The organism is Pseudomonas cichorii (assembly GCF_019719005.1).
Taxonomy (GTDB): Bacteria; Pseudomonadota; Gammaproteobacteria; order Pseudomonadales; family Pseudomonadaceae; genus Aquipseudomonas; species Aquipseudomonas cichorii_E.
Genome location: NZ_JAIGPJ010000019.1, coordinates 68,852 through 86,846, shown reverse-complemented (window position 1 = coordinate 86,846; position 17,995 = coordinate 68,852). Strand labels below are relative to the sequence as shown.

The following is a 17,995-nucleotide window of genomic DNA, read 5'->3' as shown; positions in this document are numbered from 1 at the left end:
TGTCTGGATGGAGTCTCACCATGTACACATCGACCAGAAAAGCCTCGACTACGCGCGGCACAACGCTTGAAGACTTCGACCCGGCAACACTGGTCGAGGAAATCGCCAAGCAACTTCGTTTGCCCGTCGAACAGCTACCAGGCGATGCCAATCTTCTGCGGCTGGGCCTTGATTCAATGCACCTGATGGCCTGGCTCAATCGCTTTCGTCGCCTGGGCTTCAAGGTGACCTTGAGCGAGCTTTATGACCAGCCGACGCTGGAGGGCTGGCAAGACCTGCTGGTCAATGCCCGCGCCAAGGTTTCAGGTACCGCCGTACCACAAGCAACCGAACCGCTGCCGCGCATGAGCGATGGCCAGCCGTTCCCGCTGACCCCGGTGCAGCACGCTTATCTGGTGGGCCGCTCCAGCGAGCAGCCACTGGGCGGCGTGGGTTGCCACCTGTATCAGGAGTTCGATGGTCATGGGCTGACGGCACAGGTGCTGGAAGCTGCGATCTATCAACTGATCGAACGCCATCCGATGCTCAAGACCCGCTTTCTGGCGGACGGTCGTCAGCAATGGCAGCCGCACTCTTCATGGCCGGGTCTGAAGGTTCATGACCTGCGCCAGCACGACGAAGCTTCGCGCCAGCAGAGCCTCCTGCAATTGCGTGAACTACTGGGTCATCGTCGCCTGCAGGTCGAAACCGGTGAAACCTTCGACTTCCAGTTGTGCCTGCTGCCTGAAGGCAAGCACCGGCTGCTGGTGAATATCGACCTGCTGGTCTGCGATGCCGCCAGCTTCAACCAGATTTTCGAGGAACTGATTGCCCTGATCGCCGATCAGCCGCTGCCGCCCTCGCCCACCGATTACGACTTTTGCAGTTACCTGACCCAGATCGAGCGCAACGATCAGGCCCGTATCGAACAGGCCAAAGCCTGGTGGATGGCGCGTCTGGATGACTTGCCGCTGGCACCGATCCTGCCCTTGGCCCAAGAGCCCGAGCGTATCGAGCAGGTCCGCATCAGCCGCCGTCGCGGGCAACTGGACGCCGGGCAATGGCAGATTTTCAAGGAGCATGCCGGCAACCACGGCGTCACCCCGACCATGGCGCTGGCCACATTGTTCAGCGCGGTGCTGGGTCGCTGGAGCGGCCAACAGAAACTTCTGCTGAACCTGACCCTGTTCGACCGCCAACCGCTGCACTCCGCCGTAGCCGGCATGATCGCCGACTTCACCAATATCCTGCCGCTGCCTGTGGAATGTGACGGCCAGACCTTTGCCGAACTGGCATTGGCCAATCAGCGCACGTTCGCCGAAGTCCATGAACACAGCGCATGGTCCGGCGTTGAAGTGCTGCGCGAACTCAAGAAACACCAGCGCCATCCCCATGGCGCGCCTCTGGTGTTCACCAGCAACCTGGGACGCCCCCTGTATGGCGAAGCCGAAGAAACCTCCATCGGCGAACTGGGCTGGGGCATTTCCCAGACCCCACAGGTGTGGATCGACCATCTGGCGTTCGAGCACCGTGGCCAGATCATGCTGCAATGGGACAGCAACAACGACCTGTTCCCCGAAGGCCTGACCGACACGCTGTTCGAGGTCTATTTCGAGCAGGTCCTGGCCCTGATCACAGACCCGAGCGGCTGGTCACGTCCGCTACCGGAACTGATGCCCGCCACCCAGCGCGTGATCCGCGAGCGTATCAACGCCACAGCGCAACCCGTGCCCGAAGGCCTGCTGCACGACGCGGTCTTCGCTCAGGCTCAAGACACACCAGACGCCATCGCCCTGATTCAGGGCGAACGCCAATTGAGCTTTGCCCAGGTGATCGATCAGGCCAGCCGCCTGGCCGGCAGCCTGCAGGCCCGAGGCGTGAGCGCAGGCGATACGGTCGCGGTCAGCATGTTCAAGGACATCGGCCAGATCATCGCCGTACTGGGCATCCTGAAAGCAGGTGCCATTTATGTGCCCGTGCCGCCCGATCAACCACTAGCGCGGCGCTTGGGGATCTACAAAGGTGCCGGGGTGAAATGCGTACTGACCAGTGCCGACGAACCCCGCGAAAGCGACATCGACAATCGCCTCGACTGGCAGCAGGCAATCCTCGGCGAACCCTTGCTTGAGCAAGTGCCAGTGGATGTGCAGCAACCGGCCTACATCATCTACACCTCGGGTTCCACCGGCGAGCCCAAGGGCGTGGTCATCAGCCATGAAAGCGCCTTGAACACCTGCGTGGATATCAGCCAGCGTCATCAGGTCGATGTAAACGACCGGGTGCTGGCCCTCTCGGCGCTGCATTTCGACCTGTCGGTCTACGATATCTTTGGCGTGCTTGGCGCAGGTGCGTCGGTGGTGCTGGTCAACGAACAGCAACGCCGCGACCCGGCGCTGTGGTGCGAGCTGATCGTCAAGCATGGCATCACCCTATGGAACAGCGTGCCTGCCCTGTTCGACATGCTGCTGACCTATAGCGAAGGTTTCGAGCTGAACAGCCCGGCGCACCTGCGGGTGGTCATGCTGTCCGGCGACTGGATCGGCCTGGACCTGCCCGAGCGCTATCACCAATACCGCGCCGAGGGCCAGTTCGTGGCCATGGGCGGTGCGACGGAAGCCGCCATCTGGTCCAACACCTGCACAGTGGCGCGGGTCGAGCCGAACTGGCGCTCGATACCCTATGGCCAGCCATTGGCCAACCAGAGCTATCGCGTGGTGGATGAACTGGGCCGCGACTGCCCGGACTGGGTTGCAGGCGAACTGTGGATCGGCGGCATTGGCGTCGCACAAGGCTACTTCAACGACATCGAGCGCAGCGCCCGGCAGTTCGTCGAAGTGGACGGCGCACGCTGGTATCGCACCGGCGACATGGGCTGTTACTGGTCCGACGGCACTCTGGAGTTTCTGGGTCGTCGCGACAAGCAGGTCAAGGTCGGCGGCTATCGCATCGAACTGGGCGAGATCGACGCCGCATTCAATCGTCTGGAAGGCGTCAAGAGCGCCATCAGCATGGCCCTGGGCGAGCGAGAAAAAAGTCTGGTGGCCTTTGTCGTGCCCCAAGGTTCAAGCCTGTGCAGCCCGGTGGAAGCCGACCCACGCACACCGGCCGACTATGCCAACTGGCTGGCTTCTTCCTGCATCCCTGAGCTGTCGACATCACCGGATACTCTGCTGGCTGACTTCCTGATCCAGCACCTGTCCCTCAACGGCCTGGACTTCAGCACACCGGTCAGCCTCGACGTTGCCCTGCAAACCTATGGCGCTCAGGAACCGTGGCGTGGGTTGTTGGGCCGCTGGCTGGACTGGCTGAGCGCCCAAGGCCGCCTGAGCTGCAATGCCGATGGACAATGGCAGCGCACACACAGTGCCGGATCGGTCAGCAGCGCCGACAACGATTCAACTTATGCCCTCAAGGAAGCGCTGAACGCTCACCACGACGCCCTCAGCGATATCCTGCGCGGCCAACGCAATGCCCGGACCCTGCTCGATCATCCGTACTGGTCGCCCGAACATCTGTTGCTGCAAAGCGCTGGCAGCAGCGCAACCCTCGAACAACTGGCGGCCTCCATTGCCAGCCTGAGCCAGCGTCTGCAACGCCCGGTGCGACTGATCGAAACCGGTGCCCGCAGCGCTGTGGGCGCAGTTCATCTGCTGGAGCGACTGAGCGCCGCTCAGGTGCACTACACGGCCATCGAAGCGTCCCAGGCGTTGGTCCTCAAGGCTCGGGAACGTCTGGCCCGCTTTGCCCACGGCAAAGTCTGTCGCGACACCGATGCCGAACTCCAGACACTGCGCCACAGCGCCGATGTGCTGCTGATCAATAACCAGTTGCACCGCATCGATCAGCCAGCACTGGCACTCCAGCGCTGGCTGAAACTCTGCACACCGAGCGCAGCCGTCTGTGTGCTGGAACTGGCGCAGGCTTCCCCGCTAGCATTGGTCAGCGCCGATCTGCTCAATGAGGGCCAGAGCGCCGCGCAACAACTGCGCGATACAGCTCACTGGCAAGACCTGCTGGCACACGCCGGGCTGGAAGCGGGTCAGACGGATCGTCTGGGCGATATGCAACGCTTAGTCCTGCGCGCCAGCGACACGCTGCAAAAACCGGACGCGGCACGACTGGCCAAGGCTCTGGCCAGCGAATTGCCCGGTTATATGGTCCCGCAACGTCTGTACTTCCTCGACGCCCTGCCACTGACCGCCAATGGCAAGATCGACCACAAGACTCTGGCCCAGCTCTGCAAGCCTGCCGCCGAAACCCTTGATGACACTCAGGCTCCCGGCAGCGACAGCGAGCGATTGCTGGCCCGTCTCTGGGAAGAGCTGTTGCAGAGCGGCCCGGTGCATTGCCAGAGCCAGTTCTTCCAGCTCGGCGGCGATTCCCTGCTGGCCACCCGACTGATCGGCGAACTGGGCAAGCATGGCTATCGCGCCCGGCTCGACGACCTGTTCAACTTCCCGAGCCTGCAGGCCTTCGCCGCCACTCTGGTCGCCGACCACAGTGCGCCCGCAACCAGCCTGGAACACGATCCCGCTGGCCGCTATCAGCCTTTCGCCTTGAGCGATGTGCAAGAAGCCTATCTGGTGGGCCGTCAGCCCGGCTTCGTGCTGGGTGGCGTGGGTGCGCATTTCTTTATCGAGTTCAGTGTCGAGCAACTGGATATCCAGCGTTTCGAGGCGGTCTGGCAACAGTTGATCGCCCGCCACGACACCCTGCGGGCCGTGGTGCGTGATGGTCGTCTGCAAGTGCTGGAGCAGGTTCCGGCTTTTGTCCCGCAACGTCATCGCGTCAGCTCGTTGCAGGCTGCCGAAACGCTGGCGCTGCGTGACCGTCTGTCGCATCAGGTGCTGAACCCGGAACAGTGGCCATTGTTCGATGTGCAGATTGCCGAGGATGGCGGCACCCACAGCAGCATTTTCATCAGCCTGGACAACCTGTTGCTCGACGGCATGAGCATGCAGATTCTGCTGGCCGAACTGGAAGTGCTGTATCAGCAACCTGACCGCGAACTGGAGCCTATCGAGATCGGCTTCCGGGATTACCAGTGCCTGCGCGCCGCACAACCCGAGGCCGCCACTGCCAAAGCCTATTGGCAGCGTCGTCTGGACAGCCTGCCGCCTGCGCCGCGTCTGCCCTTGCGACGTGACCCAAGCGAAGTCGGCACACCGCGCTTCGTGCGTCTGGCCGAACGGATTCCGGCAGACACCTGGGAACGTCTGAAAACCCAGGCCCATCAGCATCAACTGACACCTTCGGGGGTGCTGCTCAGTGCCTTTGCCGCCGTGCTCTCCGCCTGGAGCAGCGAACGCGAACTGACCCTGAACCTGACGCTGTTCGATCGTCAGCCCTTGCATCCGCATATCGACCGGGTACTGGGCGACTTCACCTCCTTGCTGTTACTGGCCTGGCAACCCAACGGCCAATGGCTCGGCAGTGCTCAACGTCTGCAACAACGACTCTGGCGTGACCTGGCCCAACGCGACCACTCGGCGATCCGGGTGATGCGTGAACTGGCCAGACGCAACGGCATGGCCGCCGCGCAAATGCCGGTGGTGTTCACCAGTGCGCTGGGCTTCGACAAGGGTCGCTTCATGGCCGAGTCGTCCTGGCTCAAGCCGGTCTGGGGCATTTCCCAGACCCCGCAGATCTGGCTGGACCATCAGGTCTACGAATCGGAAGGCGATCTGTGCCTGAACTGGGACGCGGTCGAGGCCCTTTTCGAGCCTGCCATGCTGCGCGCCATGTTTGCGCAGTACGTGGCTCTGTTGCGTCAACTGGCCGAACAGCCTCAGGCCTGGGCCTTGCCGCTGGAACAACTGGTGACGCGCAATCAGGCAAGCGCCTCGGTCACGGCCCTGCCCCGCGCACTGCCAGTGCCGCAATCGGTAGACATTGGCAGCCCGGTTGATGAGCAGATCGTCGAGCAGATCCGTCAGAGCTTCAGCGAAGTGATCGGGCTGAAGCTGCACGATTGCCGACAGAACTTCTTCGATGCTGGCGCAAGTTCTCTGAAGCTGGTGCAGCTGCATATCCGCCTGACCCAACTGGGCTATCCGCAACTGCAAGTGACGGATCTGTTCGGCTACCCCAATGCCCGTGCGCTGGCTCTGCATCTGAGCCAGACAGCGCCGGTCGTCGAGGATCTGGAACAGGCCCGTCGCAGCCAGTTGACCCAGCGTAACGCCAGGCGGCTGCGCCGTATCGGGAGTGTTTCATGACCCGCTACCTGCCTTATTGGTGTTACTACCTGCATCAAGGCATGCTCACGGCCCTGATGCTGCAAGGAGTGGTCGGCTATTTCCGTCACCACGGTCTGGACCTTGCCAGCCTCAGCCTGCTGTCGCTGACATTCCTGCCCTGGGTCGGCAAGTTTCTCTGGGCACCCTGGTGCGAACGCCACAGCATTTCCCTGCGCGGCAACCGTTATCTGGGCAGCCTGGTGATCCTGCAACTGTGCATGGCGGCGACCTTGCTGACGCTCGGTTTCTTGGCACCAGAGCATTCGATCTATCCGATCATGGCCGGTCTGATGCTGCTGGCGTTGCTGTCGGCCAGTCACGATATCTATGCAGACGGCATCACCATCACCACCTGCGATGCCGCCAGTCGTCCGTTCGCCAATACCGCGCAAGTGGGCGGCAGTTATCTGGGCGTGGTGTTCGGCTCGTTCGTGTTCCTGTTTCTGGCCGAGCGCTGGGGCTGGCGTGCGGGTTTTACCGGGATGGCGGCGGTTTCATTGCTGCTGTTGCTGCCGATAGGTCTGCTGCCCGCCAGCAAGGTCGGCACTGAAGCGGCACAGCGTCCAAAACTGGACCTCAGCAGCTTCACTGCCCTGTGGCCTGCGCTGTGCCTGACCGCCATTTACTACCTGGCCATGCGCGGCCTGATGGCTGTGCAAACCGTTCTGCTGCTGGATCAAGGCTTGAGCCTCGGGGATCTGGGCTTTGTAACAACGCTGTACGGCACCCTTGCCAGCGCGATTGGCGTACTGCTCGGCGGCTGGATGGCCAGGCGTTTCGGTGCATGGCGCTGCCTGCTGCCTGCCATGAGCATTCACGCCGCAATCGCCGTCGCGGCGGCACTGGGCGCAACGCTCTACAGCCTGACGGCCTGGCTGGCGCTGTTCGCGCTGGTCAACGTCGCGGCGGCCATCAGCTTCGTCACCCTCTACAACCTGTTGATGGGCGTCGTTCGCCCGCATCAACCGGCCTCGGACTACGCCCTGCTGCAATCGGTGGATGCCGCCATTGCCATGCTCGGCTCGATGGCTGCCCTGCAAGTCGCCCATCACCTGGGCTATCCGGCGTTGCTGGCCATTCTGTCGGCCATTGCCTGCCTTTGCCTGTGGCCAGCGTTGCGGCTGCGTCGCCGCCTTGAACGCACTTCATCCACTCCTTCTACGTCTACCGCTCCTGCCCAAGAGGTCATTCATGCACACCTTTGAAGAGTTCTACGGCACCAGTGAACCCATCGCCGTCATTGGTCTGGCTTGCCGTTTCCCGGGTGCCAGCGACAGTGCCGAGTACTGGCAGAATTTGCTGAACGGCCGCGAATGCAGCCGCCGTTTCAGCCGCGAAGAACTGTTGGCCGCCGGGCTGGACCCGGCGCTGATCGACAACCCCGATTTCGTCAATGTGGCCTCCACCATCGACAACCCTGACCGCTTCGATGCCGCGCTGTTCGGCTATTCGCGTCAGGAAGCCGAGTCCATCGACCCACAGCAACGCCTGTTCCTGCAAACCGTCTGGCACGCTCTGGAGCATGCGGGTTTTGCACCCCGCGACGTTGTTCACAAGACCGGCGTGTTTGCGTCCGGGCGCATGAGCACTTATCCGGGCCGTGACAATATCAGCGTTACCGAAGTGGCTCAGGTCAAGGGCCTGCAAGCCTTGATGGGCAACGACAAGGATTACCTGGCCAGCCGCGCCGCTTACAAACTCAACCTGCGCGGCCCGGCCATGACGGTGCAGACGGCCTGCTCCAGTTCGCTGGTCGCCGTGCATATGGCCTGTGAAAGCCTGCGCAGCGGCGAATGCTCCATGGCCGTGGCGGGTGGTGTTGCGGTGTCGTTTCCGCAACAGGCCGGTTATCTCTACCAGCCGGGCATGATTTTCTCGCCGGACGGGCGCTGTCGTCCTTTCGACGCCAGCGCTCAGGGCACCTTTGCCGGCAATGGCGTCGGTGCCGTGACACTGCGCCGCCTGGAAGATGCCTTGCGCGACGGCGATCCGGTTCTGGCCGTACTGCGCGGTAGCGCAATCAATAACGACGGTCATCACAAGGTCGGTTACACCGCGCCATCGGTGGTCGGCCAGCGTGAAGTCATCAGCGACGCCCTGCTGCTGGCCGATATCGATTGCGCCAGCATCGGCATGATCGAAGCTCACGGCACCGGCACGCCACTGGGCGACCCCATCGAAGTGCAGGCGCTGCGCGATGTATTCGCCCAGCGCAGCGACATCGGTGGCTGTGCGCTGGGTTCGGTCAAGGGCAATCTGGGCCATCTGGACACCGCAGCCGGTATCGCCAGCCTGATCAAGACCGTACTTGCCGTCAGCCATGGGCGGATTCCACCCAGCATCAACTTCGAGCAAGCCAACCCGGCACTGCAACTGGATAACAGCCCGTTCAAGGTCCCGACCCAGCCTCGCGACTGGCCAGCCGGGCCGCGCCGCGCGGGCGTGTCCTCCTTCGGAATCGGCGGCACCAACTGCCATGTGATCGTCGAAGCCGTACCCGACACCTTGCGTAGCGCCAGCCCCAAACCTGAGGCCAGCGCCCTGTTGCTCAGTGCCGCCAGCCAGACTTCGCTGCGGCAACTGGCCGGTCGCTATGCCCTGCAACTCAAGACCAGCAACGTCCCGGCCAATCTGGCCCATACCGCGCTGCATGGCCGCCAGCTCGACCTGCCTTATCGTTTGGCGGTGCCGCTACATGATGAAACGGCCCCGGCACTTGAAGCCTTTGCCCAAGGCAACAGCGATGCACTGCTGCATGACGGCCACGCCCAACAAGGTGCGCAACTCTGGTTATGCAGTGGCCAGGGCAGCCAATGGGCAGGCATGGGCAAAAGCCTCTATGGCCAGGCCAAGGCGTTTACCGAAAGTCTGGACCGCAGCTTCGCCGCCTGCGCCGCGCACCTTCAGCCTTCGCTGCAATCGGTGATGTTCGGCGAGCATGACGCCCTGATCGACCGCATGGATTATGCGCAACCGGCCATCGTGGCCTTTGCTGTGGCCATGGCCGCCCACTGGCGCGAACAGGGTCTGACGCCGGACCTGCTGATCGGTCATTCGGTGGGTGAGTTCGCGGCCGTGGTGATCGCCGGAATCTACCGTCTGGAAGACGTGCTGCCGCTGGTCATTACCCGTGGTCGCCTGATGAACCAGAGCGCTGCCGAAGGCACGATGCTCGCCGTATTCTGCGACGAAGCGACGCTGGAACCGCTGGCCCGCCAGCATGGCGTCGAGATTGCCGTGCATAACGCCGAACAACATCGGGTGGCATCGGGCAGCCGCGAAGGCATCGAAGCTCTGGCGCAGACGCTGCACGACTTGCAGATCCGCCATAACCGCCTGAGCGTGGCCGGTGCAGCGCACTCTCGCCTGCTCGACCCGATCCTCGACGAGTTCCAGCAAGCCTGCGCCCGCTTGCATGCCAACCCGGCAAAAGTCCCGGTGATCTCGACCCTGACCGGCCAGCCGCTGACTCAGGCCGAGCTGGAAAGCAGCGATTACTGGCGTCGGCACATGCGCGAGCCGGTGCGTTTCCACCAAGCCCTGCAACACGCACTGCAAACCGGCGTCGGCATCAGCCTGGAGCTTGGCCCCGATGCACCTCTGACCGGCATCGGCACTCGCCTGCAACAACCGGGCGTGTACTGGATTGCCAGCGCCCGACGCCAAAAGCCCGCGCAGGTCGTCTTGCAGGACAGCCTGCTGCGCCTGTTCGCCGCTGGCGCACATCTGCCATGGCGCGAGTTGCTGCCCAGCAGCGGACAACGTATCCAGGCACCGCTCTATGCCTTCGATGAACAACGCTACTGGTGCGATACGCCGCGTCAGGCGCTCACTGTGACTCAACAGGATCCATTGCTGGAAGCCGGTCGCAAGGCCGTCGTGCAGGAAGGCGCAAGCCTGGATCTGCGGCGTCTGGAACGTCTCTACGCGTGCGTGACCAAACTGCACGCCATCTATGTCGACCAGATGGTTCGCCAGTGCGTGGGTGAACGCATCGATACCGGTGCTCCGGCGCTGGACATCCTGCGTGGAGGGCGTCTGCTGCCGCGTCATCGGCAACTGCTGGTGCGCTTGCTCAATGCCTGTGTCGAGGACGGTTATTACGCGCAGGAACAAGGCCGCTATCGCACCGCCATTCCCGTGCCTTACGAACAACGCGCCGCTCTGCTCAAGGAATTGCGCGACTGCTGCGAAGGCCTGGACGTGATCGCCGAAACGGTCGAGCGCGCTGGCGAGCAGCTTTTCGCCATGATGAATGGCTCGGTAGAACCCGTGGCGGTGATCTTCCCGGAAAGCGCGTCGAGCGGCGTGGAAGTGCTGTATCAGCAATTCAGTTTCGGGCGCTATTTCAACCAGATCGCCGCAGGCGTGATAGCCGGGCTGGTCAACCAGAACCGGCAGAACGGCGGCGGTCCGTTGCGCATTCTGGAAGTCGGTGGCGGTACAGGCGGCACCACCGCCTGGCTGTTGCCCGAGCTCAAGGATTTGGCGGATGTACGTTATTGCTTCACCGACATTTCCGCCCTGTTCAGCCGCCGTGCCGAAGACAAGTTCAGCGAGTACGACTTTGTCGATTACGCCCAGTTCGACCTGCAGAAACCGGCCAGCGAGCAAGGTTTCCAGGCCGGTCATTATGACCTGATCGTCGCCGCCAACGTGATCCACGCCACCCAGCATGTGGGCCAGACCCTGCAGAACCTGCGTCCGCTGCTCAAACCCGGTGGCGGTCTGTTGATGCGTGAAATCACCCGCCCGATGCGGCTTTTCGATTTCGTGTTCGGCCCGTTGGTACTGCCGCTGCACGACGAACAGGCCCGTGGCGGCGAGTTGTTCCTGTCCACCGAACACTGGCAGCAGCAATGCCGGGAAAGCGGTTTCGAGCGCCTGGACTGGCTGCCGGACGATGGCAGCGCCACCGCCAATATCAGCGAACATATTCTGCTGGCCCGCACACAGGCGTCGAACGTCGTCAGCAGCGCGGCCAGTGCCTGTCATGACAGTGGCAGCGCTGTTCTGGGTCGACAACTGGGTGAAAGCCTCTATCAGCCCGACTGGCGAGATTGTGTCGGTCAGCCGCAACGCTGGCAGGCGCGTCTGCAACAGGCTTGCAGCGAACTGGCTGCGCGGCATGGCGATGCGCGCCAGGTACCGGTATTCAATCAGCCCGTGACTTTGCCGGAGCGGCTGGACGGCTTGTCGCTGGAATGGTGCGCCAGCCCGTTTGGCGTCGCCCGTGTCACCCTCAAGCAACGCAATGACCAAGGGCAATGGCTCCTGCTGGGCAGCGCCGATAACCAGCCTGCGGCCAGCACTTCCCTACCCGCACTGAAAGCAGCGCCCGGCACTCATTACACCTGGCAGTGGCAAACGCTGAAAATGCAGGACGCCGCTGTACCCGCGTTGCGCATTGAACCGGCCAGCGCGCGACCGGCACTGGCCGCTGTGGGCGTCGTTCACGACCCTGACGCCAGGGCCTGCCTGCTGATCGTGGAAAATGGCGAGTTGCAAGCCATCACCAACGACGTGCTCAACGCCCTGACCCACAACACTGATCAGCCGTTGCTGGTGGTCACCCGCAATGCCTGGGCACCGGCTGGCGATATCGCTGTGAACCCGGAACAGCGCGCAATCTGGGGCCTGCTAAAGGTTGCCAGTGCCGAGCAACCGGAGCGGGCGCTGGCGGCTATCGATCTGAATGGCAGTGACGAATGGCAACCGCTCTTGCCGGGACTGAGCGCCGCACAGAGCGGCGAACGCTGGATCGCAATACGCAATGGCCTGGTACAAACCCAGGCACTGGCCACCCAACCTCAGAGCACTACCAACCTGCCTGCACAAAGTTTCAACGGCAATGGCTGGCATGTGGTCACCGGTGCCTTTGGCGGGCTGGGTCGCTTGAGCGTCGAATGGCTGGCTCATCACGGTGCCCGTCACATTGCCCTGCTCGCCCCTCGCTGCCCTGAAGATGCCGGGCAATGGTTCGCCCGGCTGCAACAGGCGCATGGCTGCGAACTGCGCTGGTTTGAATGTGATGTCAGCGACCCGGCGGCGCTGGGCATGTGCCTGGAAGACCTGCAACTGGACGGCGGCCTGAACGGTGCGATTCACAGCGCCGGTCTGCTGGACGATACACCACTGGCCAACCTAGACACTGAACGCATGCAACCGCTGTTGCAGGTCAAATGCTCGGCAGCCCGCCAGCTCCAGACCGTACTGGCCGATCAGGGCCGCTACCTGCTGCTCTACTCTTCGGCAGCCGCCAGCCTCGGCGCGCCGGGCCAGGGTGCCCATGCGCTGGCCAGCGCTTATCTGGACGGTCTGGCCGAGTCCAGTCCTGGAACCCGTCTGCGCACCATCAGCATTGCCTGGGGTGCGTGGGGTGAAATCGGCCGGGCCGCCGAAGACAACCTGCATGCCAGACTGGCTCAGGGCGGCATGGGCACGCTGCAAACCGGCGAAGGCCTCTGGCATCTGGAACAAGCCGTCATGCGCGGTGCGCCATGGCATCTGGCAATGCGCGTGGATCATGAACGCATCGACCCGCGTCGCAACCTGTTCGCACAACAGGCCGAACAGCCTGTCGCCCGATCTCAGGCCAAAAACACCCGGCAGACCGATGCCATTGCAGCACCGGTCCTCACCGGCGAGGCACAGGCCGATCGTCAAGCCTTGAGCCAGTGGCTGAGCGCATCGATCTGCCGACAATTGCGTCTGGCTCCAGGCTCTGCGCCTGCGGACAATCAGGACCTGATGCAACTGGGCCTGGACTCGTTGCTGTTCCTGGAACTGAGCAGCGATATCCAGCGCCAACTGGGTATTCGTCTGGACGCCGAGCAGGCCTATCGCGACCTGAGCATCCGTGGCCTGAGCGCCCTGTTGCTGGCCGATGCCGGGAAAGCACCGGTGGCCTCGAACGATCTGCAGATCGTGCCTGATCCAAAGGCCCGCTTCGAGCCGTTCCCGCTGACACCGATTCAGCACGCCTACTGGCTGGGACGTACCGACCTGATCGAATACGGCGGCGTGGCCTGCCATGTGCTGTTCGAGTGGGACAAGGCCTATGCCGACTTTGACCTGACCCGTTTCGAGCGGGCCTGGAATGCGCTGATCGCTCGTCACGACATGCTGCGCATGGTGGTGGACAGCGACGGTCGGCAACGCATACTTGAACAGACGTCCTGGTACAAGCTGCCACGCAATGACCTGCGCGACTTGCCTCAGGAACAGCAACAACAGCGCTTGCTGGGCATTCGTGAAGAGATGTCGTATCGGGTCCTGCCTGCCGACCGCTGGCCTCTGTTTGAAGTTACCGTCAGCGAACTGGATGCCGGGCATTGCCGTTTGCACATGAACCTCGATCTGCTGCTGTTCGATGTACAGAGTTTCAAGGTGATGATGGACGATCTGGCCACCGCCTATGCCGGTCAGGACCTTGCGCCTCTGCAACTGACCTTCCGCGACTATGTACTGACCGACCTGGCCCAGCGCGACAGCCTGCAATGGCGCCAATCCTGGCGCTACTGGCAGGACACTCTGGAGCACTTGCCGCCTGCACCGCAGTTGCCCATGGCCGCCGTGCCGCAACAAGGCCAGCCACGTTTCCGCACCCTGCAGGCCACTCTGGGAGCCGAACACTGGAGCCACTTCAAGACTCAATGCCAGCAGTCGGGCGTCACCGCCTCCGCGGCCTTGCTGGCGTTGTTTGCCCAGACCCTGGAAAGCGTCAGCCGTACCCAGGACTTCACCCTCAACCTGACCTATTTCAACCGCCGCCCGCTGCATCCGCAGGTCCAGCAATTGATCGGCGATTTCACGTCGGTGTTGTTGATCGACTTCCAGCTGGGACGCGGCGACAGCCTGCGTCAGGTCATGGAAAGTACCCAGGCACGCTTGTGGCAGCGCCTCACTCACACCCGCGTCAACGGTGTGGAACTGATGCGCGAACTCACACGCCGTCAGGGCCAGAGCAGACAACCTGCCATGCCGGTGGTGTTCACCAGCATGCTCGGCATGTCGCTGGACGGTAAAGCCATCGATCAGGCCATGACTTCGACCCTCGGCGACCCGGTGCATGTCTTTACCCAGACACCGCAGGTCTGGCTCGATCATCAGGTCATGGAGATCGACGGAGAGCTGGTGTTCAGTTGGTACTGCATGGAAGACGTGCTGGCCGATGGTTTGATCGACAGCCTGTTCCAGGCCTATGGCGAGTTGTTGCAGAAGCTGGCAAGCCAGCCCCAGGGCTTCGATGACCAGCCCGATCTGCCGCGCCACGACTGGTCGGTCAATCTGGACGGCGAACCCTTCGACCCGCAAGCCCTTGAGGCGCAGTTGCGCCGTGCTCAAGGCGTTCAGGCCGCAAGAATCAGCGTCGATACCGATGGCCGCACCTTGCTGGGTGAACTGGTCGCCAGAGAACCGGCAGCCTTTGATGACAGTATCCTCGCCCCGCTGCCACTGCCGCTGAACGAACTGCCGGACCTGAGCGACGCCCAGCGTCGGGAAGTGGACCAGAGCTGGCAAGCGCTCGAAAGCCGTGCCCGCCAGGGCATTGTCGAGACGCTGAACAAACACGGCCTGTTCAGTGAAGCCGGTCAGAGCCACGACCTGCCTCAAGTGATGGCGCGTCTTGGGGCCTTGCCTCAGTTCACCGGCCTGCTGCGCCAATGGCTGGCGATGCTGTGCCAACAGGGTTGGGTCAAACAGGAAGGACAACGCTACACGACCGTGCAGCCGCTGCCGCAAGTGCGTCAGGCTCTGGAAGCGCTGCCTGAAGCCGGATGGAGCCAGACACTGGCGACCTACCTGAACACTTGCATCGAACTGCACGGCGAACTGCTGCGCGGCGAGCGTTCTGCGCTGGGCCTGCTGTTCGGTGGCAACGATTCGGTGGTGCAAGCCTTCTACAGCGAAAACCCGGTCTTGCAGTGCCTGAACCGTACCGTCGCGTTGACCGCCAAGGCTCTGGCCGGGCAACGTCGCGACCTGCGGGTTCTGGAGGTCGGTGCCGGTACCGGTGCGACCACCGAACACCTGTTGCCACTCCTGGAAAGCCATTTGAGCGAATACCGCTTCACGGATATCTCCAGCCTGTTCCTTGAGCAGGCCCGGGAACGCTTTGCCGCCTGGCCGCAACTGAACTGCTCGCTGCTGGACCTGAATCAGCCGGTGGATTTCAGCCAGCATCCGGAACAGGGTTATGACCTGATCGTTGCCGTCAACGTGCTGCATGACGTAACCCATGTGCCGCGCTCGCTCAAACGCCTGCATCGCCTGTTGCGCAGCGGTGGGCATCTGCTGTTGGTGGAAGCCACCGAACGTGACAGCGCCTTGCAACTGGCGAGCATCGGTTTTATCGAAAACCTCAGTGACTTCGAGGATGCTCGCGGCGACGACGACAAAGCCATGCTGGACCTGCCACGCTGGCGCACGGCCGTGCAGGCTTCGGGTTTCAGTTGGGTGATGAACTGGCCGCAACAGGCTCAGGACAGCATGCGCCAGCACTTCATGCTGGCCCGCGCAGAAGGCAATGGTCATCTGGATCTGTCGGCTGTACGCAATCAGATTGAGCAAGAGACGTACTGGCCACTGGAAGTGCGTCAGGTCGAACACCTGCTGAACACCGCCAGCAATCAGCGCACCGTGCAAGCAACGGCCGAATCCAGGCCGACTGCGGTCGCGAACCCGGCCACACTGAACGCCGTCGCCCAGCTCTGGCAGGAACTGCTCGGGCAAACACTGGATGCCGAGAGCGACTTCTTCCAGAGTGGCGGCGACAGCCTGATCGCGACTCGCATGATCGCGCGCCTCAACCGTATGGGTTACCCCGGCAGCAGCCTGCGCAGCCTGTTCGATAACCCACGGCTGGGCTACTTCTGCGCCACCTTGCAGACCACCGAAACCCGTTCGGACGACAACCCTCTGGCACTGGCCCGTGGCCGCAACAAGCTGCCGATGTTTGTGTTCCATGCCTCCGATGGCGAGATAGGCGCTTACCTGCCGCTGGCTCAGGCGCTGGATATGCAGGTCTTCGGGCTACAGGCAGCGGATGCACTGAACGCGCACTCCTTGCAGGATCTGGCTGCGCATTATGTGCGGGCCATTCGCCGCCAACAGGCCAGCGGGCCGTATGTGCTGCTGGGTTGGTCCTATGGCACGTTCGTGGCCGAAGCCGCTGCCCACCTGCTGCAGCGTGAGGGTCAACAAGTGCGCCTGATCCTGCTTGATCCGGTCTGCCGAGAGGACTTCCACTTCGAGAACCGTTCGGGCCTGTTACGCCTGATGGCCAAGGGCGAGAAAACCGTCGAGTTGCCCGACGATCTGGAACAGCTCTCCCCGTCCAGGCAACTGGAAGTGTTCATGGGCAATGCCACCCGTGCCGGCGTCCTGAAAAACCAGCCGGAGCCGGAGCAGGCACAGCAATGGCTGCTCCGCATCGAGCATTTGATGAAGCTGCTGAGCCAGCACTCACGTCCGCAGCACCTGAACCTGCCGTGCCTGTGGCTGACCGCCGAAGGGCGGCCGGCGCATTGGCTACCGGCCGAGCAGGACTGGCAGGCGTGGGCTGCACAAGCCCGACGTGAATCCATGGACTGCGATCACTGGCAACTGCTGCTCGAACCGACACAGACCCAGCGCACCGCCGCCTCCATCAACGCCTGGCTGGCCGCTACCCACAAGGAGCATCAGCAATGAGTACACCTTTGAAGGTCCTGATCGTCGGGGCCAAATTCGGCGAGTTGTACCTCAACAGCTTTCTGGATGAACAACCCGGCCTGCAACTGGCTGGCCTGCTGGCCAACGGCAGCCCGCGCTCCCGAGCGCTGGCCAATGCTTTCGGCATCCCGCTGTACACCGACATCGAGCAATTGCCCGGCGACCTGGACATTGCCTGTGTCGTGGTGCGCTCGGCCATCGTTGGCGGAGTCGGCGGGCAGCTCACGGAAAAGCTGCTGCGCCGTGGCCTGCATGTCATTCAGGAACACCCGGTTCACCCGGATGAAATCGCCCGTCACCAGCAACTGGCCGCACAGTCGGGGTTGCATTACATCGTCAACAGTTTCTACCCGCACACTGAAGCCGGTCGTTGCTGGACCGGTGCAGCGCAGCGTGTCAGCCAATTGCTGGATGGTCAGAAACCGCAACTGGCGCAACTGACCACCAGTCGCCAGTTGCTCTATTCGAGCCTGGACCTGCTGTTGCAAGCCTTGGGCTGCGAGCTGGCGGCGCAGGCCAACGTGAGCCTGGTGGATCGCGATTCGGACTTTCACACCCTGTCGCTCAACCTGCCGGGCAGCCGTGTGCTGCTGCGCCTGCAAAGCTGGATGGACCCTGACGATCCCGACCTGCACAGCCTGGTCATGCACCAGTTGAACCTGGCCTGGAGCAGCGGCTATCTGTCGCTGGACGCCAGTTATGGCCCGGTCAACTGGACGCCCGCGCTGCATGCGGACACCCACAACGATGATCGGCAGACGCTCTACGCCAGCACCGCCCACTACCTTGAGCGAGCCACAGCATTACCGCTGCATCCGGCAGCCAGCCACTGGCGCAGCGCCCATGAAATCGAAGGGCCTGCGGGTGTCGCCTGGCTGTTGCAGCGTTTGAAAGCCTGCATTCAGGGCGAGCCTGTTGCCGCCAATCTGAACGGCGATTATCAGTTGGCGCTGGCCCGGCTCTGGCAGGAAACCCTGCGCTGCGCCGGAGCTGCCGAGCAGCGTTCGGCTACGCCGCCGCGCATCATCGATGCCGAACAGCTGCGGGCGGAGGTCTGAGCC

4 protein-coding genes are annotated in these 17,995 nt (G+C 62.8%); all 4 read left to right on the top strand.

Features of this window, described 5'->3' with window-relative positions:
* The first annotated feature begins 20 nt into the window (after positions 1 to 20).
* From K5D32_RS15330 to K5D32_RS15315, 4 genes are read left to right on the top strand one after another with little or no spacing between them, the layout of a single operon-like run.
* Entirely contained in the window at positions 21 to 6,197 is a 6,177-nt protein-coding gene (locus K5D32_RS15330) for a non-ribosomal peptide synthetase (RefSeq protein WP_221600866.1), read from the top strand.
* Complete coding sequence (locus K5D32_RS15325; protein ID WP_221600864.1) at positions 6,194 to 7,423, top strand: MFS transporter; 1,230 nt, start codon at positions 6,194 to 6,196, stop codon at positions 7,421 to 7,423. Before K5D32_RS15330 ends, K5D32_RS15325 begins: the two co-directional genes overlap by 4 nt.
* Positions 7,410 to 16,913, top strand: coding sequence for a type I polyketide synthase (locus K5D32_RS15320; protein WP_221600862.1), 9,504 nt, complete (start codon positions 7,410 to 7,412; stop codon positions 16,911 to 16,913). The genes K5D32_RS15325 and K5D32_RS15320 overlap by 14 nt, the downstream gene beginning before the upstream one ends.
* Positions 16,910 to 17,992 carry a Gfo/Idh/MocA family oxidoreductase gene (locus K5D32_RS15315; protein WP_221600860.1) on the top strand — a complete coding sequence of 361 codons (1,083 nt, stop codon included), beginning with the start codon at positions 16,910 to 16,912 and terminating at the stop codon, positions 17,990 to 17,992. The genes K5D32_RS15320 and K5D32_RS15315 overlap by 4 nt, the downstream gene beginning before the upstream one ends.
* Positions 17,993 to 17,995 lie beyond the last annotated feature (3 nt).

What these genes read in the sequence shown, in the direction of transcription:
- K5D32_RS15330 (WP_221600866.1), top strand. Translation starts at nt 21, where the DNA reads ATGTACACATCGACCAGAAAAGCCTCGACTACGCGCGGCACAACGCTT.
- K5D32_RS15320 (WP_221600862.1), top strand. Translation starts at nt 7,410, where the DNA reads ATGCACACCTTTGAAGAGTTCTACGGCACCAGTGAACCCATCGCCGTC.
- K5D32_RS15325 (WP_221600864.1), top strand. Translation starts at nt 6,194, where the DNA reads ATGACCCGCTACCTGCCTTATTGGTGTTACTACCTGCATCAAGGCATG.
- K5D32_RS15315 (WP_221600860.1), top strand. Translation starts at nt 16,910, where the DNA reads ATGAGTACACCTTTGAAGGTCCTGATCGTCGGGGCCAAATTCGGCGAG.